The 20,284-nt window shown below is 69.5% G+C and carries 17 protein-coding genes; 9 read left to right on the top strand and 8 right to left on the bottom strand.

What is annotated here, in order from left to right:
• Nucleotides 1–47 precede the first annotated feature (47 nt).
• Nucleotides 48–1,919, bottom strand: coding sequence for a penicillin-binding transpeptidase domain-containing protein (locus VNJ48_RS15655; protein ID WP_325603739.1), 1,872 nt, complete (start codon nucleotides 1,917–1,919; stop codon nucleotides 48–50).
• Nucleotides 1,920–1,962: 43 nt separating this feature from the next.
• On the opposite strand from VNJ48_RS15655, the gene VNJ48_RS15650 reads away from it, so the two are divergent.
• Complete coding sequence (locus VNJ48_RS15650) at nucleotides 1,963–2,601, top strand: hypothetical protein (protein WP_325603737.1); 639 nt, start codon at nucleotides 1,963–1,965, stop codon at nucleotides 2,599–2,601.
• 6 nt (nucleotides 2,602–2,607) lie between these two features.
• Here the strand turns inward: VNJ48_RS15650 and VNJ48_RS15645 are convergent, their stop codons facing one another.
• Complete coding sequence (locus VNJ48_RS15645; protein WP_325603735.1) at nucleotides 2,608–4,038, bottom strand: serine/threonine-protein kinase; 1,431 nt, start codon at nucleotides 4,036–4,038, stop codon at nucleotides 2,608–2,610.
• 20 nt (nucleotides 4,039–4,058) lie between these two features.
• On the opposite strand from VNJ48_RS15645, the gene VNJ48_RS15640 reads away from it, so the two are divergent.
• The 3 genes from VNJ48_RS15640 (at nucleotide 4,059) to VNJ48_RS15630 (ending at nucleotide 7,208) form a co-directional block, all read left to right on the top strand.
• Entirely contained in the window at nucleotides 4,059–4,604 is a 546-nt protein-coding gene (locus VNJ48_RS15640) for an RNA polymerase sigma factor (protein WP_325603733.1), read from the top strand.
• The gene (locus VNJ48_RS15635; RefSeq protein WP_325603731.1) at nucleotides 4,604–6,160 is read left to right on the top strand and encodes a M1 family metallopeptidase; all 1,557 of its coding nucleotides are present in this window, start codon (nucleotides 4,604–4,606) and stop codon (nucleotides 6,158–6,160) included. The genes VNJ48_RS15640 and VNJ48_RS15635 overlap by 1 nt, the downstream gene beginning before the upstream one ends.
• A 67-nt stretch (nucleotides 6,161–6,227) precedes the next feature.
• Nucleotides 6,228–7,208 (top strand): epimerase, encoded by a 981-nt coding sequence (locus VNJ48_RS15630; protein ID WP_325603729.1) that lies wholly within the window; start codon nucleotides 6,228–6,230, stop codon nucleotides 7,206–7,208.
• 7 nt (nucleotides 7,209–7,215) lie between these two features.
• Here the strand turns inward: VNJ48_RS15630 and VNJ48_RS15625 are convergent, their stop codons facing one another.
• The 5 genes from VNJ48_RS15625 to pdhA all read right to left on the bottom strand — a co-directional run bounded on the left by VNJ48_RS15625 (nucleotide 7,216) and on the right by pdhA (nucleotide 13,579).
• Nucleotides 7,216–8,283 carry a hypothetical protein gene (locus tag VNJ48_RS15625; protein ID WP_325603727.1) on the bottom strand — a complete coding sequence of 356 codons (1,068 nt, stop codon included), beginning with the start codon at nucleotides 8,281–8,283 and terminating at the stop codon, nucleotides 7,216–7,218.
• Entirely contained in the window at nucleotides 8,280–9,776 is a 1,497-nt protein-coding gene (locus tag VNJ48_RS15620) for a hypothetical protein (protein ID WP_325603725.1), read from the bottom strand. Before VNJ48_RS15620 ends, VNJ48_RS15625 begins: the two co-directional genes overlap by 4 nt.
• A gap of 146 nt (nucleotides 9,777–9,922) precedes the next feature.
• Complete coding sequence (locus VNJ48_RS15615) at nucleotides 9,923–11,422, bottom strand: dihydrolipoamide acetyltransferase family protein (RefSeq protein WP_325603723.1); 1,500 nt, start codon at nucleotides 11,420–11,422, stop codon at nucleotides 9,923–9,925.
• Nucleotide 11,423: 1 nt separating this feature from the next.
• Entirely contained in the window at nucleotides 11,424–12,410 is a 987-nt protein-coding gene (locus VNJ48_RS15610; RefSeq protein ID WP_325603722.1) for an alpha-ketoacid dehydrogenase subunit beta, read from the bottom strand.
• A complete protein-coding gene (gene pdhA, locus VNJ48_RS15605; RefSeq protein ID WP_325603720.1) occupies nucleotides 12,407–13,579 on the bottom strand; it encodes a pyruvate dehydrogenase (acetyl-transferring) E1 component subunit alpha in 1,173 nt (390 codons plus the stop codon). Before pdhA ends, VNJ48_RS15610 begins: the two co-directional genes overlap by 4 nt.
• Before the next feature lie 159 nt (nucleotides 13,580–13,738).
• Between pdhA and VNJ48_RS15600 the strand changes: the two genes are divergently transcribed.
• Complete coding sequence (locus VNJ48_RS15600; protein ID WP_325603718.1) at nucleotides 13,739–14,782, top strand: family 43 glycosylhydrolase; 1,044 nt, start codon at nucleotides 13,739–13,741, stop codon at nucleotides 14,780–14,782.
• A gap of 86 nt (nucleotides 14,783–14,868) precedes the next feature.
• Nucleotides 14,869–16,176 carry a family 43 glycosylhydrolase gene (locus tag VNJ48_RS15595; protein WP_325603716.1) on the top strand — a complete coding sequence of 436 codons (1,308 nt, stop codon included), beginning with the start codon at nucleotides 14,869–14,871 and terminating at the stop codon, nucleotides 16,174–16,176.
• A gap of 246 nt (nucleotides 16,177–16,422) precedes the next feature.
• On the opposite strand, the gene VNJ48_RS15590 is transcribed toward VNJ48_RS15595, so the two are convergent.
• Nucleotides 16,423–17,421 carry a pentapeptide repeat-containing protein gene (locus VNJ48_RS15590; protein ID WP_325603714.1) on the bottom strand — a complete coding sequence of 333 codons (999 nt, stop codon included), beginning with the start codon at nucleotides 17,419–17,421 and terminating at the stop codon, nucleotides 16,423–16,425.
• 180 nt (nucleotides 17,422–17,601) lie between these two features.
• Between VNJ48_RS15590 and VNJ48_RS15585 the strand changes: the two genes are divergently transcribed.
• From VNJ48_RS15585 to VNJ48_RS15575, 3 genes are all read left to right on the top strand, one after another.
• Nucleotides 17,602–17,781, top strand: a complete 180-nt coding sequence (locus VNJ48_RS15585) for a hypothetical protein (protein ID WP_325603712.1) — start codon at nucleotides 17,602–17,604, stop codon at nucleotides 17,779–17,781.
• Between the two features lie 465 nt (nucleotides 17,782–18,246).
• Nucleotides 18,247–18,816 (top strand): helix-turn-helix domain-containing protein, encoded by a 570-nt coding sequence (locus VNJ48_RS15580; protein WP_325603709.1) that lies wholly within the window; start codon nucleotides 18,247–18,249, stop codon nucleotides 18,814–18,816.
• Nucleotides 18,813–20,084 carry an MFS transporter gene (locus VNJ48_RS15575; protein WP_325603707.1) on the top strand — a complete coding sequence of 424 codons (1,272 nt, stop codon included), beginning with the start codon at nucleotides 18,813–18,815 and terminating at the stop codon, nucleotides 20,082–20,084. Before VNJ48_RS15580 ends, VNJ48_RS15575 begins: the two co-directional genes overlap by 4 nt.
• Nucleotides 20,085–20,284: the final 200 nt, after the last annotated feature.

The following is a 20,284-nucleotide window of genomic DNA, read 5'->3' as shown; positions in this document are numbered from 1 at the left end:
TCCGACGACCAATTTGATACGGACTACCGGGGGGGACGGGCACGACGTCAGGACAGGAAGCGCTCCAGGATCGGTCCGGCCGTGCGCGAGCCCGACTCCCCGGTCTCGACGAAGACGGCGACGGCGAGGTCCCCCTGCGTGGCGATCATCCAGGTGTGGGTGGGCAGCGAGCCGGACCCGTCGGGCGAGCCGTACTCCGCGGTGCCGGTCTTGGCGCCCACCTCACCGGGCAGATCAGCGAGGAACGAGCCGGAGCCCTCGGTCACGACCGCTCGCATCAGAGCCCTCAGGTCGGCAGCCTCCGCAGGCGTCAACAGCGACGCCGGGGCGGTCTGCGTCACCTCGTGGTCGGGCAGCAGCACGGGCAGCACCGCGCGACCCGCGGCCACCGACGCAGCCACCGTTGCCATCGTCATCGGCGACGCCAGCACCTTGCCCTGACCGATCAGGTCGGCCGCGGCCTCGGTCTCCCCCTCGGGAGCCGGCACCTGCCCGAAGTAGGCAGGGAACCCGAGGTCGTGGTCGACGCCCAGGCCCAGCGCCGCGGCAGCCTCAGCCAGGTCGCCGTCCGCCAGCCGGTCGCGGGCAGCGATGAAGGCGGTGTTGCAGGAGTTGGCGACGGCCTGACGGAGGGTGATCGTGCCGAGCCCGGAAGCCGGATAGTCGTCGTAGTTCTTGAACGTCTTGCCGTCGACCACGGTGGTGGCGGGGCACTGAACGGGCTGCTCGGGTCGCAGTCCGGAGCGCAGCAGCGCCAGCGACGAGACCACCTTGAAGGTCGAGCCGGGCGCATATTGCCCGTATGTCGCAGTGTTGAGACCCTCGCTCCCGGGACCGCTGGCCGCGACCAGGATCGCGCCGTCCGAGGGGCGGATCGCCACGAGCGCACTGGGGGGTCCGACCGAGGCAAGGGCGGACTCCGCCTTGGTCTGCAGGTCGATGTCCATCGTCGTGCGCAGGTCTGCCCCCGCCACCGCAGGGACCTCGTGCACGGCGCGGTCGTTGTCCGCACCGGCCGCGACGACGGTCAGCCCCGGGGTGCCGGCGAGCTGGTCGTCATACCGCGCCTGGAGGCCCGAGAGGCCCACCACGTCGCCCGCCTCGACCTCACCGGCCGACTCCTCGATGATCTCCGCAGTGGCCTCGCCGACGCTGCCCAGGATCGGCGCGGCGAACCCGCGCGACGGCCCGAGGTCCTGCTGGGTCGCGAGCGAGACGGCTCCCGGGATCTCGGCATAGCGGGGCGGGACGAGCGTCGTGGCTTCCTCGGCGCGCAGCACGAGCGCCTGGACGAACGCCTTCTCCCCGGCCGCCTCGGCCTGCTTCGTGTATGCCGCAGCGTCGACCTTCAACGCCTCGGCAATCGCTTGCGCGGAGAGTGCGACCTGGCCGCCGGCCACCTGTTCGGCGGTGAGCTTGGTCTTGTCCAGCCCGAGGAGGACGACGTCCCGGGGCGCGACGATCGCCCTGTCCCCGGCGCCGGTGATCCGGCCGCGCTCGGCGCCGGTGCGCTGCAGGGTGAGGCGCTCCCCCTCGACCAGGGACGGCTCGACCAGCGCCGGCGCCCAGACGACCTGCCAGGTGTCCTCGACGAGAGTCAGGTCGACGGTGGCGGAGTAGGTCCAGGGGTCCGCCACGTCGGTGTCCCACTGCCAGTCCACCTCAGCGGTCGCGGTGTCCTCGGTGACCTCCGCTTCCCCCACGTCCACGGAGTGGGGCACATCGAGCCCTTCGACGACGGCTGCGTAGTCCTCCGTCGGGTCCGATGAGCGGAAGTCGACGGCACTGAGGTCGCCCGTCGTGAGCCCGATCTCCAGGGCACGGAGGGTGTTCGTGGGACTCTCGCCGGCCCCGAGCAACTGGCAGCCCGTGAGCAGCAGCGAGGTCACCAGGACAGGGGCAGCGAGCCGAGAACGCATGCGCTCACGCTAGTGGGAGACCGACAGGGCTAGATTGCCTCCCATGGGTTTGCGGGGACTCGTCGCAATAGTGGCGTTGCTGGCGGCGGGGATCGTCGGCGGCTTTGCTGCTGCGGCCATGCTCGCCCCGGAGCCCGACACCACCGGCATCCCCAGCCCGGTCGCAGGCGCGGACCCCAGCGCCCCGGGTGATCCGCCGGTGCCGCTGCAGGAAGATCCCACCGAGGACGCCCTACCGACGGGCCTGAAGATGGAGGACGTGAAGGTGGGGTCGGGGCGGAACGCCTCCTACTTCCCGGCGCCCGACGGGTGGAGCCGCAGCGAACCCAGCTCCAACGAGGTGAAGTACAAGATGCCCGGCTATCCGGGCCACACCTTCGTCCTCCGCGTCGAGCAGGTGACGTCACAGCACGAAACGATCCCCGACATCGTCGATCGCACGCTCTTCGAACTGGAGCGTGACCCAGACTTCGAGGACTTCCAGCGGACCAAACGCACCCACGACTCGCTGGAGTTCAACTACCTCTTCGAGGGCTACCGCCGCTTCGGCATCATCGTCTGGCTGGACATCAGCCGGTCGGACCAGGCCGAGGCGGAGATCGCGATCATGGGCCGCGAGAAGGACCTGCCCGGGATGCGCGATCTCATCGTCAAGGTCATCCGCGGCATCAGGACCGGCTGACGCCCGTCACAGTCCCGGCGTCGTGATCGAGTCGATGACGTCGTAGGCGACGGCACGGTCGCCGGCACGCACCTGCACCCGCAGCAGCTGGTCGGCGTTCACCTGCACGGTCCGCTCGATCGTGATCCCGCCGTCGTCGGAGCACCCGGTGAACTCCACGGTGATGGACTCGCCGCCGAGATGCCGGCCGGGCACCGCCCCGCCGCTGGCCCCGCACTCGGGACGCTCCGGCACGCCGGTGGGCAACGACTCCCCCGGAAGCACCCCGATGAAGATGCCCTCGCCGGGGTCAGTGATCCCGTTCCACCCTTCGGCGTCTCCCGCCGCGACCGACGGCTCATCGGTCGTCCCACCGGGTGCTCGCCATGGCTCGGCGTCGACGACCCGCGTCCAGTCATCGGGAACGGTGACCGAGATGCTGTTCGTCGAGTCCCAGATCGTCTGCTCGGTGGCGACCAGGCGCTGGGCGGAGTAGCCGGCGACGAGCCCGACGACGAGGGCCGAGGCCCCGGCGGCCGCCCGCACGCGCTGCGCCCGCCGCGGCGAGGCGTTGGAGTCCACTCGCGGCTCCGGCCTGGTCAGGTCCTCATCCACCGCGATCCAGGTCGGCGGCTCCTCGGTGTGGTCGACCAAGGCACTGTCGAGGGCCTCGACGAAGGACGGCACATCGGGATATCTCCCCCCACGGTCCTTCGACAGGGCCGTCGCCAGCACCTTCTCCGCGTCGTCGGGCAGCCCGTTGTCCAGCGGAGGCAGCGGGCCGGGATCAGCAGCGGCGCTGAGCGAGACGTGGTCGTACGGCGCCCGCCCGGCCAGCATGAGATAGGCCAGCGCCGCGAGGGAGTACTGGTCGGCCCGCCCGTCGAGCGGCTCGCCCTGCGCCTGCTCCGGGGCGATGAAGGACGGGGTGCCGCCGATCATCGTCAGCCGCGACGACATGTCCATCGCCTTGCCGAGCCCGAGGTCGCCGAGCATCGCGCTGACCTGCCGCTCGCCGCCGACCTCGACGGTGCGGAACAGGACGTTGGCGGGCTTCACGTCGCGGTGCAGCACGCCACGCTGGTGCAGTGCGTGGAGGCCGGCGCCGACCTGCCCGATGACGTGGAGCGATTGCGAGACGGTCAGCGGCTCGAGCTCCAAGCGGTCTGCGAGCGTGCCCTGGTCGGCATACGACATGACCAGGAACGGACGGGAGTCCTCCAGCTCGCCGGCGTCGTAGACCGAGACGATGTGCGGCGACTCGACCTTGCGCAGGAAGCGGCCTTCCTCGATGAAGCGCTGCCGGACGTGCTGGTCCTCGGTCCAGTTGTCGGCCAGCACCTTGATCGCGACGGGACAGTCCAGCTGCTCGTCGTAGGCCAGCCACACGGTCGCAAATGCGCCCGCCCCGATGCGACGCCGCACGGGGTAGCGACCAAGACGGGAGGGGACGGACACCCCTGCATTATGTTGCAGGTGTGACTCCGGACGACATCGATGACCTCGCGCGGCGCGCCCGCGAGGGCGACCGTGCTGCCTTGGAGACCCTCCTGGAGGCAGTTCGCCCGCGTGCGCTGAACGTCTGCCGGGGGGTTCTCCCCTACTCCGGCGACGCCGAGGACGCGTGTCAGGAGGCGCTGCTCAACGTCGCCACCAAGATCGGCACGTGGAACGGCCGCGGCCGGTTCACCACCTGGATGCACGTCGTGGCGCTCAACAGCGCGCGCACGACCTACCGCAAGCTGAAGAACCAGGCCGTGCCCACCGACTTCGAGGGCGGCCAGCACGACCGACCCGATCCGCGCACCACCTCGGTCATCGCCGGCACCCGACTTGATCTGCTCGACGCGATGGAGACGATCGAGAAGGAGCACCCGCAATACGTCGAGCCGTTGCTCCTCCGCGACGTCTACGGCATGGCCTATGAGGACATCGCTCAGCTCATCGACGTGCCGCTCGGGACCGTGAAGGCCCAGATCCACCACGGCCGGAAGCTCGCACGACCCCTGCTCCGGGGCGAGTGATGACGACGCGGCGCGTGATGAGGCGGTGTGCGCTCGCCGTCGCAGCCAGCCTGCTCGCCGGGTGCTCGGTCGGCTCGGAGCCCGAACCCTCGCCTGGCTCCCGGTCCGGGTCCGAGTCCCCGTCCGAGTCACCGTCCGAGCCCACCTCGGAGGTCTCCCCTTCCGACAGCACGGGTCCGACGACGGCTCGTGCGAGCACCCCGGCGCTGAGCGAGCGGACCGAGCCCGACCTCGAGCTGGCCATGAGCACCCCGGTGGAGGACTCGGTCTATCCGGCGGTCGGCGGACCCGACGTCGACGCTCTGCTCTACGACCTCGACCTGGCGTGGGACCCGACGGAGCTTTCGCTGACCGGCACCTCGACCATCACCTTCCGCGCGGCCCGGGACGCGAATGAGTTCGGTCTCGACTTCTCCCCGGTCCTGGAGGTCGAGAGCCTCACCCTCGACGGGCAGAAGGCGGCGTACACCCATCGCGGCAAGGATCTGGTCGTCAAGGCGCCGATCGTCACCGACGACCAGCACGAGCTGGTGGTCTCCTACGCCGGCGAGCCAGGACCGGTCCCGGCGCCCACCACGCGCAGAGACTTCTCCACCGTCGGCTTCACCGTCACCGATCGGGGCGAGGTGTGGACGATGCAGGAGCCGTACGGCGCCTACAGCTGGTATCCCGTCAACGACCAGCCGGCCGACAAGGCCCTCTACGACATCTCCGTCACCGCTCCGGAACCCTGGACCGGCGTCGCCAACGGACGGCTCGTCGGCGACACGACCGAGGACGGTCGGCGCACGACCGAGTTCCAGCTGGACGAACCCGCGTCGTCCTACCTCATCACCCTCGCCATCGGTGACTACGCGCACGCTGCCCAGACGTCGAAGAGCGGCGTGACGCTCGACTACTGGTATCCCCGCGGCCAGCCCCTCGTGCTCGACGACCTGCGGGCCGGGGCTGCTGCAGTCGACTGGATCGAGGCACGCCTCGGGCCCTACCCGTTCAGCTCAGCCGGCATCGTCGCCACCGATTCGCAGTCGGCGATGGAGACCCAGACGATGATCACGATCGGCAACACCGAATACGCACGGTCCCCGCAGGTGATCGTGCACGAGCTCGTCCACCAGTGGTACGGCGACCAGGTCTCCCCGGCCGACTGGAGCGACGTGTGGCTCAACGAGGGCATGACGATGTTGATGCAGGCGTTGTGGGAGGCGGACCACGACGGCGCCAAGACCAGCGCGACCATCGCCGGCTGGCGAGCCATCGACCAGGACCTGCGCGACGAGTACGGCCCTCCGGGCGCCTACGACCGGGCCCAGTTCGCCGGGTCCAACATCTACTACTTGCCTGCGATCATGTGGAACGAGCTGCGCCTCGAGCTCGGCGACGACCAGTTCTTCGCGATCGCCCGCTCGTGGCTGACGGCCCAGGACAACAGGTCCGTCACCCGCGACGCCATCTACGCGCACTGGGAGAAGGAGACCGGGCTGGAGCTCTCCGCGTTCTTCGACGCGTGGATCCTCGGGAGTGCCACGCCGCCGCCGGGCGTCTCGGCCGGGTGAGCTGACCACAGTTCCGCCCTCAGTGAACCCCCTTGCTCCACTCCCGGCCGCCGCGGTGGAGTGAGGCATGCGACTCCTCGTCCTCGGCGGCACCAAGTTCCTCTCCCTCAGCGTGGCCCAGCAGGCGGTAGACCGCGGCTGGGAGGTCACCTGCGCCTGCCGCGGCTCATCCCCGGTGCCTGACGGCGCGACGCACCTGCCGTGGGACCGTTCGACGGACGCCCCGATCGGGCTGCAGGAGGGCACGTGGGACGCGGTCGTGGACGTCGCCCGGCTCCCCTCGCACGTGCGCCGCGCGGTCGAGATCGTGGCGCGGCCCCACTGGGTCTTCGTCTCGACGATCAACGTGTACGCCGACAACGGATCGTCGGCGATGGAGCCGCTCGTCGAGCCGGTCTCCGACGACGTCGACCTGGCCGAGGACCCAGACGCCTACGGGCCGATGAAGGTCGCCTGCGAGGAGATCGTCGCGACCGGCACCACCTCGTCGATGATCGTGCGGCCTGGTCTGATCGTCGGTCCGGGCGACGGGAGCGGCCGGTTCTCCTACTGGCCCGACCGACTCTCCAGGGGCGGTGAGGTGCTGGCCCCTGGGTCGCCTGACGATGTGGTCCAGGTGATCGACGTACGCGACCTGGCGGCGTGGATCCTCGACGCGTGTGAGGCGCGGACCACCGGCGCTTTCGACGCGGTGGGCCAGCTGCTCGGGCTGGGCGACCTGCTGGACGAGGTCGCTGCCGGAGTGTCCGACGGGGTGTCCGGGCGGCGGGCCTTCACCTGGGTGGACTCGGACTTCCTGACCGAGCAGGGCGTGGAGCCCTGGGCCGGTGACGGCTCCGTCCCGTTGTGGCTGCCCCGCCCGGAGTACGACGGGATGATGTCCCACTCACCCCAGCCCGCGCTCGACACCGGGCTCCGACTCCGGCCGGTCGCCGAGACCGCGCACGACACCCTCGGGGAGACCGCGGTGGGGATCAGTCCGGAGCGAGAGGCCGAGGTGCTCGCCGCCTGGCACACCCGGCAGGCGTCGCCCGCCGAGAACGGCTGAGGACGGGTCAGCTGCGCTGGTCTTCCACAGCCTCGGCCGACTCGTCCACCGAGTCGGATTCCGCCACGGGCTCCGACTCCTCCTCCGCCGAATCCGCCGAATCCGGCTGATCCGCCGACTCCGGCTCGTCGGCGGACTCCGGCTCGTCGGCGGACTTCTCAGTGGGCGTCTGCACCTCGTCCGCGAGGTCGGCCGTCAGCATGCCGACCGATGATCCCGCGAGCGTGGTGAGCATCTGACGGACGTTGACGAGCTGTTCGTTGATGCTGTCGCGGCGCTGGGTCGCGGCAGCGAGCTCACGCTGGGAGTCGGCGCGCACCCGGTCCGCGTTCGCGCGGCCCTCGCGCACGATCGCCGTCGCTTGGCTCTGCGCGTCGGCGAGCACGCGTCGCGACTCGGTCTCGGCCGCCTCCCGCTCATCCTCGGCGCGGGCCCGCATCTCCTCGACCTCCCTCGCCATCGTCTCCAGCTGCTGCTGGGTGGCGGCCTGCTGCTCACGGAACTCCGTCGCCGTGCGCTCGCGGCGGGCGGCGAGCGTGGTCTCGAAGTCGGCCGCCGCGCGGGCGGCGTTGGCACGCTGCTCCTCGTAGATGGCTTCGGCCTCCTGACGTCGAGCGGCGGCGTCGCGTTCGGCGGCGTCGCGGATCTCATCGGCCTCCCGCTGCGCATCGGTCACGACGCGACCGCTCTCGGCGTCGGCGTCGCGGCGCCGCTCATCGGCGTACTGCTCGGCTTCGCTCCGCAGCCCGGTGGTCGACTTCTCCACCTGCTCGCGGAGGGCCTGGGCGTCGGCGTCGGCGCGCTCACGGATCGCAGCCGCTTCCTCGTCGGCGAGGGTCAGGATCTGGCTGACCCGCTCACCGAGATGCGCGAAGGTCGGCTCACTGACCGGTTCGGGCTCACGGTCGGCGCCTTCGGCAGCGTGCTGCTCGAGCATGCGCACGCGCTCGGCGTACGACGCAGCCTTCTGCTCGGAGCTCTCGACCCGCTTGGCAAGCTCGGCCAGCCGCCGATCGACCTGGCCGGGCTCGTAGCCGCGGAGAACCACTCGGAACTGGGGGTCGGACTCGGTCATGAGGGATCCTCTTCGTCGGTGCTGGGGGTGGGTGTACGCGACTCGTGGTGTTGCGGCGTCTCAGCGGCCTGTGCCTCGGTGGGAACCGCCAGGGCCTCGATGACGCCGGACAGCTGGCTGAGCTCAGCGGTGATGCCGTCGCGGCGACTTCGGAGCGTGGTGACCTCGAGACGCGCATCGGCCAGCAGAGCCTTGGCCTTCTGGCGCATGTCGTCGGCCTCGGCGCGCGCCTCGGTGAGCATCCACAGGCACTCCTCCTTGGTCCGGCGCAGCTCTTGCGCGGCCATGTTCTGAGTTCGCACCACCTCTTCGGCCGCCTGGGTCCGCAGACTCGCGGCGCCGGCCTCGGCCTCGGCGCGTCGCCGCTCGGCGCGCTCCATCACACGGGCGCCCTGCCACTCTGCCTCCTGCCGGGCCCGCTCGGCGTCCTCCTGGGCGGCCGCGCGCACGCGAGTCGCCTCCGCCTCAGCGGCTTGCGAGACATGGAGGGCCGCCTCGCTGATCTCGACAGCCTTGCGGTCCGCCTCGGCGACCTTGACCCGGAGTTTTTCGGTGACCTGGTTCAGCAGCTCCTGGGTGCGCCGCCGCTGGACGGCGACGTGCTCGGCTGCTTCGCGAAGCCCTGCCTTGCGCATCGCCTGGCGCTCCTGCTCGCCTGCGACGAGGAGTGAGTCGACGGTGGCCTTGGCCCACGCCGTCTGCTCACCGGCGGCCCTGAGCTCGCGATCGGCCTCCACCCTCGCGTCGGCCAGCAACGCAGCCGCGGTCTCCACCGCGCGGGCATGCTCGGCCGCGACCTCCTCACGGACTGCGAGAGCTGCTTCCTCGGCGGCCGCCCGCAGCTGGCTCGCCTCCTTCGCGGCCGCTTCGAGAACCGCCTCCGCCTCGGCTCCAGCGGCCGCCCTGACCTGCTCGGCCTCCGTCGTCGAGGAGCGCGCGAGCTCCTCCGCTGCTGCCAGGGCTCGCGCCTGGTGCTCAGCCGCCTCGCGCTGCGACGACTCCAGCACGGCGGCCGCCTCGGTCTCGGCCGAGCCACTCAGCTCCGCAGCCTCGGACCGGACCTGTTCGATGAGGCCGGACACCTCGAGGAGCCGCTGGTCCGCGCGCTGGCGAGCCTCCTCGAGGAGCCGGTCACGCTGGGTCTCTGCGGCGCGCAGCAGGGCTGTGGCCTGGGCGCCCGCGTCGGCAACGATCGTCCGCGCTTCCTCGGAGGCTTCCTCGAGCACCTGCTCGGCGCGAACCCGCGCCTGCTCAGCGGCGACTCGCACCTGCTCGGCGTCTGCCCGCACCTGCTCGGCCTCTGCCCGCACCTGGTCGGCCTCGGCACGCACCTGCTCGGCCACCGCGCGGTCGCGGACGGCTGCGGCCTCCAACTCACGAATGTGGGCGGTCGCGAGGGCAGCCTCCTCCTCGAACTCGCGCCGAAGCTGCTCGGCGACCTCCTGAGCCCGGAGGAGAACCGTTGCGGTGGGCTGCGGCGTCTCCGCGGTCATGGGGTGATCCTTTCAGAACCCGGCCCAGGGCGCGACAGACCAGGTCGACCGTGTGGGTTCCGTGCACCAGCAAGTGGCACCACAACCCACACAGTCGGGCCCGTAGCCAACCTGACTGACGTCAGTCAGGTTGGCGACGGTCGCTCTCAGAAGAGCAGTGCCGTGCCTGGGTCTTCGAGCAGACCAGCGACGTCGGCGAGGAAGCGTGAGCCCTTCTCGCCGTCGATGTGCCGGTGGTCGAAGGAGAGTGCCAGGGTTGTGATGTCGCGGACGACGATCTCGTCCACGCCGTCCTTGGAGACCACCCACGGCTGCTTGCGCACCGCGCCGAAGCACAGGATCGCCGCCTCGCCCGGGTTGATGATCGGCGTCCCGGCGTCGACGCCGAAGACACCCACGTTGGTGATCGTGAAGGTGCCGCCCGCCATCTCGGCCGGCTGCGTCTTGCCCTCCCGCGCGGTGGCGGTCAGGCCGGCCAGGGCACCGGCGAGCTCCAGCATCGAGAGCTGGTCGGCGTCCTTGATGTTGGGCACGACCAGTCCCCGCGGCGTCGCAGCAGCGATGCCGAGGTTGACGTAGTTCTTGAACACTACTTCCTGGGCGGCGTCGTCCCAGAAGGAGTTGATCTCCGGGGTGCGCTTCATCGCCAGCATGACCGCGCGGCTCAGGACGAGGAGCGGGCTGACCTTCGCGTCCTTGAACTCGCGCCGCTTCTTCAGCCGCGCCACGAACTCCATCGTGGCCGTCACGTCGACGGTGATCCACTCGGTCACGTGCGGGCTGGTGAAGGCCGACTGGCTCATGGCCTGGGCCATCATCTTGCGCACGCCCTTGATCGGCTCGCGGGTCTCCCGCTCGCCGGAGCGGGCCACCGCACCTGTCGCGGCCGGAGCGGCCTGAGCAGCGCCGGACGACGAGGCCGCAGAGGTCGCAGCCTCGACGTCCGCCCGCGTGATGACTCCGTCGCGACCCGACCCTGTGAGGGTCTTGAGGTCGATGCCGAGGTCCTTGGCGAGCTTGCGCACCGGCGGCTTCGCCAGCGCCCGCACCTCACTGGGTGACTGCGCGGCGGGCGGCACCAGCGCCTCGGCCGGAGCAGCAGCGGGTCCCGGACGGGCAGACGTCGCGGGGACGGCCGGCTCGTCGACGGCCGCGACCTCCTCGGACTGCGCGCCGCCGGGGGCGAACGCACCCTGCACCTGGAGCTGGGCCTGCGCGCCGGCGGTGGTCGACGGCGACGCCGAGCCGCGGCGGGCGCGACGCTGAGGACCGCGCTCGGCCTTGTTGCGGCCCACGAGCGACTCGCCCTCACCGCCACCGGAGGCGGCCGGGTTGGAGAGGTCCATGTCGGAGAGGTCCACCTCGGGCGCGGCAGCCGCAGGGGCAGCAGGCGCCGGCGCGGCGGCGTCGGACGGGGAGCCGACCGAGATGATCGGCGTACCGACCTGGACCATCTCGCCCTCGGACACCATCAGTGCGAGCACGGTTCCTTCGTATGGCGACGGCAGCTCGACCAGCGACTTGGCGGTCTCGATCTCGACGATGATGTCGTTGATCTCGATCACGTCGCCCTCCTTGACCTTCCAGGAGACGATCTCGGCCTCGGTCAGCCCCTCGCCCACGTCGGGCAGCTTGAACTCAGCCATCTCAGAACTCCAGCGAACGGTCGACGGCATCGAGGACGCGGTCGAGGTCGGGCAACCACTCCTCCTCGATGCGCGAGGCGGGGTAGGGCGTGTCGAAGCCACCGACGCGCAGCACCGGGGCTTCGAGGGAGTAGAAGCACTCCTCGGTGATGCGGGCCGACAGCTCGGCACCCATACCGAGGTTGACGTGCGCCTCGTGGGTGACCACGACCCGACCCGTGCGGCGGGCCGACTCCAGGACCGGAGCCATGTCGAGCGGGGACAGCGTGCGCAGGTCGATGACCTCGATGGACTTGCCCTCGGTCGCAGCAGCCTCGGCAACCTTGAGCGCGGTCTTCACCGTCGGGCCGTAGGCCAGGAGCGTGAGATCCGTGCCGGCCCGCACCGTGCGGGACGCGAAGAGCGGGTCGGGGGTCGCCGACTCGTCGAGCTCGAGCTTGTCTGCGTGGTACTGCCGCTTGGGCTCGAGGAAGATGACCGGGTCGTCGCAGGCGATGGCCTGCTGGATCATCCAGTAGCCGTCGACGGGGTTGGAGCACGCGACGACCTTGAGGCCCGGGGTGTGGGCGAACTGGGCCTCGGGTGACTCGCTGTGGTGCTCGACGGCGCCGATGCCACCGCCGAAGGGGATGCGGATGACCATCGGCATCTTCGACTTGCCCTGCGAGCGGAAGGTCATCTTCGCGACCTGGCAGACGATCTGGTCGTAGGCCGGGTAGACGAAGCCGTCGAACTGGATCTCGACGACGGGACGGTAGCCGCGCAGCGCCATACCAACTGCGGTGCCGACGATGCCGGACTCGGCGAGCGGGGAGTCGATGACGCGGTCCTCACCGAAGTCCTTCTGCAGACCGTCGGTGATGCGGAAGACGCCGCCGAGCTTGCCGACGTCCTCGCCCATGATGAGGACCTTGGGGTCGTCCTCCATGGCCTTGCGCAGGCCCATGTTGAGGCCCTTGGCCAGGGTGATCTTCTGCGTGGTGCTCATGCGTGCTCTCCCTCGAACGAAGCGAGGTAGGCCGCGTAGCCGTCGCGCTGGGCGGCGAGCTCGTCGGTCATCTCGGTGTAGACGTGGTCGAAGACGCTCATCGGCTTCGGGTCCGCCAGGGCCTTGCAGCCCTCACGGAGGTGGTGGCCGAGGTCCTTGGCCTCCTGGTCGAGGTCGTCGAAGAACTGCTGGTCGACGAGACCGTTGCGGCGCAGGTAGACCTCCAGCCGCTTGATCGGGTCCTTGAGCTTCCAGTGCTCGACGTCGTCGGAGAGGCGGTAGCGCGTCGGGTCGTCGGTCGTGGTGTGCGCACCCATGCGGTAGGTGTAGGCCTCGACCAGGGTCGGGCCCTGGCCGTCGCGGGCGCGCTGGAGGGCGGCCTGCGTGACGGCGTACGTCGCCAGCACGTCGTTGCCGTCGACGCGGACACCGGGGAAGCCGAAGCCGAGGGCGCGCTGGTAGAGCGGGATGCGCGTCTGGCGCTCGATCGGCTCGGAGATCGCCCACTGGTTGTTCTGGCAGAAGAAGACCACCGGCGCGTTGTAGGACGCCGCGAAGATGAAGGCCTCGTTGACGTCGCCCTGCGAGGACGCCCCGTCGCCGAAGTGGGCGACGACGGCCGCGTCCCGTTCCGGGTCGCCGGTGCCGACGGCGCCGTCGCGCTGGATGCCCATGGCGTAGCCGACGCCGTGGAGCACCTGCGCGCCGATGACGATCGTGTAGAGACCGAAGTTGTTGTCAGCCGGGTCCCAGGCGCCCTGGTCGACACCGCGGAAGAGGCCGAGCAGGTCGAGCGGGTCGACGCCGCGGCAGTAGGCGACGCCGTGCTCGCGGTAGGTCGGGAAGACGTAGTCCTGCGGGCGCAGGGCTCGACCGGCGCCGATCTGCGCGGCCTCCTGGCCGAGCAGCTGGGCCCAGATGCCCAGCTCGCCGTGCCGCTGGAGGGCCGTCGCCTCGGTGTCGATGCGCCGGGTGAGCACCATGTCGCGGTAGAAGCCGCGGAGCTGCTCGGCGGAGAAGTCGTAGTCGAACTCGGCGTGGTGGACCCGCTCGCCCTCGGGGGTGAGCAGCTGCACGAGGTCGGGGCCGCCATCTCGCTGCGAGGGTCCGAAGACCTCCACGAGATCCGGGCCGAATGCTCCTGAGCTGACTCCTGTGGTGTCGTTCATGACACTCCATTTCGCTGGCGGCTGCGCGGGGTCTCCGGCACGCCGATGGCTGACTGTGCCCAGGTGCTCGTAGGCGTGTGTGACCCCGGGCACATGGTGGCGTCAAAGTATCCGCCGCGCCACCCCCGGCGCGAATCGGCCCGGGTTAGGTTGTCGCCCGTGCGCCTCCGACTCCGACTCGCCACCTCGAGCCTGCTGCTGGGCCCCATGCTGGTCGGAGTCGTCGTCAGCGGGGGGCCAGCGAGCGCCGACCGGATCCCGCGCCCGGTGCTGGGCACCGGATTCGCCGACCCGACGGTGGCGGTGCGCGGCGACGGCTTCGTCGGGTTCTCCACCGGCAGCCTGATTCCCCGGGCGTACGCCGCAGGCCCCGACGCGTCCTGGCGCACGACCGGCTCCGCCCTCGTGCGCCTCCCCGCCTGGTCGCACGACGACGGCGACATCTGGGCCTCCGACATCGCTCGCGTCGGCCGCTGGTGGGTGCTGTACTTCGCCGCCCCGGTGCGCGGCCTCGGGGAGTACGGCCGGTGCATCGGCGTCGCGCGGTCCCGCTCCGCCGTCACCGGGTTCAAGCCGATCGGCGACCATCCCCTCGTCTGTCCGTCGTACGTCGACGTGCCGGCCGCCGACGACGCCGTTCCGATCGCCCTGCCCGGGCTCCCCCGCGCAGGCGTGATCGACCCGTCCCTGGTGGTGGCCGGCGGTCGGCCACACCTGGTCTACAAGACCGACCGGATCCCTTCGTCCATCCGGCTGCTGCCGCTGACGAGCAACGGTCAGCACGCCGCCGCGACCAGTGTCGAGCTCTTCCGCCACGACGGCGTATTGGAGAACCCGGTGCTCATCGAGCGCCCGGCCGGCTGGGTGATGCTGCTCTCCCAGGGCGACTTCACCGGCTGCTCCTACCGGACGATCTGGCGCCGGTCGACCTCGATCTTCAACTGGACCGAGGCCACCACGGGCGTGCTCCTCGACCTGTCGACCCGCCTCTGCGGACCGGGTGGCGCCGACGTGACCCCGATGCCCCACTCGAAGCGGTTGCGCATCTACTTCCACGCCTGGACCTGCCACGGCACCACCACCCCGTGCCGTCCAGGCATCCGCAAGGAACGGGTCAGGAAGCGGTCGCGGGCCGTCCGGCCGATGTATGCCGCCACCATCGACTGGGTCGACGGCGTGCCGGTGATCGCCGATTTCCTGTAGGGCGGGCGACACCTCGGCGCGTCCTCGGTTTCACTCCAGCCCCATCGGCGGGGTATCAAGGAGATGACGCCTAGGGGGTCCACACCATGAACTCACGCAACACGCGACACTTCGTCCGCCGAGCCGGCGCGCTCACCGCGCTCGCCGCTCTTCCTGCGCTGCTCGCCCTCTCGCCGGTCTCGACCCCGGCCAGCGGCGCGGACGACGGCGCCGACGGTCAGGCACCCACCCGTGATGATCGCGCCCGCCGGGCAGCCGCCGCGCCGAGACCACTGATCTGGAACCGGGACTTCGGCGACCCGAGCGTCGTCCACGACGGCACCCGCTGGTTCGGCGCAGCGACCGGTTTCCGCGGCCGCGGTTCGAGCGCAGATCTGGACTACGCCGCGTGGAACCCGACCGGCGACCTGCTCAACGCCAGGCCGGCGTGGGCGAAGTTCGCCGGGGTGTGGGCACCCGAGCTCGAGCAGAGCCCTTCCGGCTGGCTCGCCTACTACACGATGCCCTCGCGCGGCCTTCCCCACGAGCAGGACCGCTGCATCGGCGTCGCCACCGCACCGACACTGTCCGAGACGTTCACCCCGGTCAGCAACCGACCGCTCGTGTGCCCCGACTACTCCTCGACGCAGCCCGCCTTCGACCCGGTCGGCGGTCGCGTCGGTCTCCCCCGCCGGGGCGTGATCGACCCGTCGTCATACATCGCACCCGACGGCCGTCGCTACCTGCTCTACCGCACGCAGGGGACGCCGTCGACGATCCGGATGATCCGCCTCAACGCCGCCGGCACCGGCACCTTCGGCCTCAGTCGTGAGCTCATCCGCGACGTGGGCGTCCTGGAGAACCCGGTCATGGTCAAGCACGGCGACTGGCACTACCTGATCACCTCCCGCGGCAACTACGGCGACTGCCGCTACCGCACGATCTGGCGCCGCTCGCAGTTCCGCCACCAGGGCTGGCAGGGCACCCGCGGCCACGCCCTCGTCAACCGGCAGAACTCCGGGGTCTGCGGCCCCGGCGGCGCCGACTACGTCGAGGCGACAAGCACCCACGCCAACCGGCTGTTCTTCCACGGCTGGGTCTGCAAGGGCACCAACCTCCCGTGCTACCAGAGCTACCAGGGCGAGAAGGACTACGAGGACGTCGGCAAGCGCGCCTTGTACGCCGCCCGGTTGCTGTGGACCAAGGACGGTCCCACGCTCTCGGCGTTCGTCCAGGGACTGGAACCCGTCCCGACGCCGACTCCGACGCCGACGCCGACCGAGACGCCTACTCCGACGCCGACTCCCACTGCGACGCCGACGGTCACCCCGACGACCTCGCCGCCGACGACGACGCCCCCCACCACCTCGCCGCCCACGACGACGACGTCAGCGCCGACCAGCCCGGCACCTTAGGCGGGATGCGCGCTCTTGTAACGCCGGGTGACGACCTGTACCCACCTCCAAGCCACCTGGATAGAACCGGCAAGACGGCGTCACACGGATACGGTGCGGCGAATCCCCTCAGGGACACGACCACGTCGACTACTGGGAACTGTGGGCTGATGAGATGAGCGAGCGAACCGCAGCGGCGCCAACCAACCCCGGACGAAGCTCCAAATCGTTCGATTCGTGGTTCCGATAAAGCGCCTCGCGGCCGTGTCAGCAGCCGCTGTTGTTGATCGACGAGTCGGGCATCGTTGTCTGGCAAAACTTGGTGTTGGTGAAGTTGGCATCGGTGAGGTCGGCATTGGTGAGGTACGCGTTGGTGAGGTTGGCGCCGGTGAAGTCGGCGTTCTGGAGGTCGGTATTGATGAACAGAGCGCCGTTCAGGTTGGCGCCGGTGAAGCTGGTGTTGGTGAGGGAGGCGTGGGTGAAGTGGGTGCCGCTCAGGTTGGCGTCGGTGAACCTGGCGTTGTCGAGGAGGGCATAAGTGAGATAGGCGCTGGTCAGGTTGGCGTCGAGGGCATTGGCGTACATGAGATCGGTGCCGACCAGTGAGGCGCCGGTGAGGTCGGCCTTGTAGAGGTCGGCGCCGAGCATTCTGAACTGGTCACATTCCGTGTAGGGCCTGATCGGGCAGCTGCCGATGATTCGGACGGAGGTGTCGTCGATGAACAGTGAAGCCGGGCCGAAGTGCTGGGCAATCTTGTCGTCGCGACGGGTTTCGAGGTGGGCGAGGTTGCCGGTCGCTCGGGTGACGATCCGGACCGGATAGTTCACGCGGCGGTGACGCGGGAAGTACACGCCCTTGCCGAGCTCGACGACGATCGTGTCTTGGTCGTTTGTGGCGTTGAGCAGCGTCAGCGCGGCGTTGGGCGGATCGGCGCTGAAGCCGAAGCCTTTCCAGGAGTCGAGGAACCCGGCTACCGGGATGTCGCCGGTCAGGCGGGTGGGGCGATCAGAGAACCACAGCACCTGACGGCTGACGCCCTTGAGCTTGAGGACGTGGGTGTAGTGGCCGTGCCCGCTCTTTGGCCTGAGCGACCCGCGTTGGGCCGTCTGGGTGTAGAGGATGCTGATGTCCCGTTTGGCGGGGCGAACGCTGTTCTGGACGGCACTGTCGGCGTTGTTCTGGGCTTCCGCGACGGGCGCAGCGATCCCGAAGATGGCAAGGGAGCCACAGAGCGCGAAGCAAAGCCGGAGGCGCAGAGAGTTCATCGTTGTCCTCGAAGAGAAGGGCGGGTGGGCTTGGACGCTCCACGCGACCATTCAGCCAAGGGGTCCATCGGGGCCCGACCTGAATACGCAACGGCCTCGCAGCACGACCCTAGCTCCGGACCCGGTCGGCGTCCTCGAAACACCAAAGGGCCGGAGTGCGGTTCGTGGAACCATGCCTTCGTGGTCAACCAGGGTGCCAGCAACGTTTACGAAGGGTTCAACCACGACCCCGCTTGGTACAAGACGTCCGACCCGGGCTACCTGGACGGCACGATCGCCGACCTCCGGCGGCTGCCCCAGGTCCTCCAGGAAGATGCCGTGCTGGTCGACGCCGGAAGGCGCACTGGTCGTGGCACCTGATCGAGACCGCACTCAACGCGCTGGCTGGCCTAGAGCGTCCTCTCCTCCATCTTTACTGTCTCGCTCCCGATGCCCAGGGGCATTCCTCCGAGATCCAACAGATTGAGAACGCCGGCAGTCCGGACGAGGGGGTGACTCGACGTCGGATGGTAGACGCGATCGTCCATATCCCGACTGGCGAACGCGGTTACATCGTCTGGGAACCCACGAGCCAAGAAGCACCCCCAGACCCCCAATGATGTGACTCTCAGCGATAAGTGGCGGTGCTTGTTCCGTCGCTAGGTGACAGGCCCGGAGCCTGAGTCATCGGCGGCGCGTCGCTGTCGACTGCTCAGGTCTGTTCGGCGACGAAGAGCGATCCTGTGAATGTCTCTGCCGCCAGCCCCCGATCGGCACGCTGCCTGAACTGCTGCACGGCTCCATGTGAGAGAGTTCTCTCGATAGAGTTCTCTCAAGAGGTGGGCCATGAACAGACTCGGTGATGTGGAACTAGACGCGCGAGGGATGCGCGCGTTGGCGCACCCGGTCCGGCTAGCGATGTTGAACAGGCTGCGGGAAGGCGGGCCGTCGACCGCGACGAGGCTCGCGCCCCAGGTGGGCACGAGCCCCTCGGTGGCCAGCTGGCACCTGCGCCACCTGGCTGAGCATGGCCTAGTCGAGGACGATCCCGATCACGGCTCGGGCAGGAGCAGGTGGTGGCGCGCGGCCGGGAGGGGTTTCCGATTCGAGGTCGATCCCAGCGATCCCGCAGCTGCGGCCGAGCTGAGCGATGCGCTGGAGATTGCGGGGGGAGATCCCGTCGCAGACTGGGTCGCAAAGACCCGCCCCGACCTGGAGCTGGAGTGGCTCGCGGTCGCTTCAAGGCGCAACACCGGTCTCGTGGTCACCCGTGAGGAGTTGCGTGAGCTCGATGACCAGATCGAGCAGCTCATCGCACCCTTGGCGAACCGCGACCCGGACGACGCACCCGCTGATGCGCGTCGAGTGCGCCTCCTGCTCCATTTGCTCCCCTCGACGAACGTGCATCCCGCGTGATCCAGGAGCCGGGTGACGGGGGCTCCATCCGAGAAAACAGAAACTTCCTGCGCTACTGGTTCGGGCACGCGGTCTCGGCGTTCGGCGACCAAATCTCCGCGCTTGCGCTGCCGCTGATCGCCGCCACCACTCTTCAGGCGAGTGCAACCCAGGTCGCGCTGCTCACCGCCGCGATCTGGACCCCGAACCTGGTCTCACTGTTCGTCGGCACCTGGGCCGATCGACACCCCCGGCCACGCGCACTGCTCATCGCTGCCAACCTCGCTCAAGCGCTCGCGGTCGGCGCTGTCCCCTGCGCCTGGCTCATTGACGCCCTTTCGATGCCGCTGCTCTACGCGGCCGGGCTCGCACTAGGCGCTGGCGGCGTCGTCTATGACACCTCCTACCCACGCTTCTTCGCGCACCTGGTGCCCCGCCGCGACTACGTCGCCGCCAACTCAATGCTCTCGACCACCAACTCGGTCGCAGGCATAGCCGGCCCCGCCGCGGGTGGCGCCCTCGTGCAAGCAATCACGGCACCGGTCGCGATGATCATCGACGCAGCCAGCTTCCTCATCTCCGCCGTGGTGATTCGCAGCGTTCATGAGACCCGCACATCGGGGAACCTGGGCGAACAGAGCGATCAACCCGAGCACTACTTGCGCCGACTCGTCGGGGGTATCCGCTACCTAATCGCGCATCCCCACCTCCGAGCCAGCCTCGGCGTCTCCACCGTCATGAACTTTGCCGCGTTCGTCGTCCAAGGACTCCTCGTCTTCTACGCGGCCCGAGAACTGCAGCTCAGTGCCGGACAGATCGGCCTGGCCTTCACCTTGGGAGCCTCCGGTGGTCTCCTCGGCGCTTTAGCGGCTCCACAAGTCTCACGCAGACTCGGTATCGGACCCACGATTGCGCTCGGCGCCACCCTCTACTGCCTACCGTTCATCGCCCTCGCCTTCGCCAGCACGGGCTCCCGAGCCGTCATCCTCATCGCGTCGGTTGAGGCGGTCTCGGCCTTGGGTGTGATGCTCTTCGACATCAACAACAACGCGATGCGCACCGCGGTCACCCGAGATGAAATGCGCTCGCGCGTGGCAGGCGCCTACTCCACCGTTAACTACGGCATCAGGCCACTCGGCGCTATTTGTGGAGGAGTGCTGGCCGACCAGATCGGCCTGCGGCCCACCTTCTTCCTCGCAGGACTGGGCGGACTGCTGGCGGCCAGCATTGTCGGCCTGTCGCCCATCATGAGACTCCGAAGCATCAACGACATCGACCACATTGACTGATCCATTGCGTCGACGCTCAAGCGATGACGCCCCAATCAATCCCGCAGGTCAGCGAGGGTGCGTTGGCGGTCTTGTCTCAAGGCCGCCCGGGTTGGATTACCCCTTTGGTGGGTCGTGCGGCACTGACCGCTGGCGTTCCCGTTCCTTGGAAGTGGGACGGCCCGGCAGCGACGAGTGGGCCCGATGGCAACACGACCTCG

This window comes from Nocardioides sp. (genome assembly GCF_035576065.1).
Classification (GTDB): domain Bacteria; phylum Actinomycetota; class Actinomycetes; order Propionibacteriales; family Nocardioidaceae; genus Nocardioides.
This window is presented reverse-complemented; position numbering and strand designations above follow the sequence as displayed.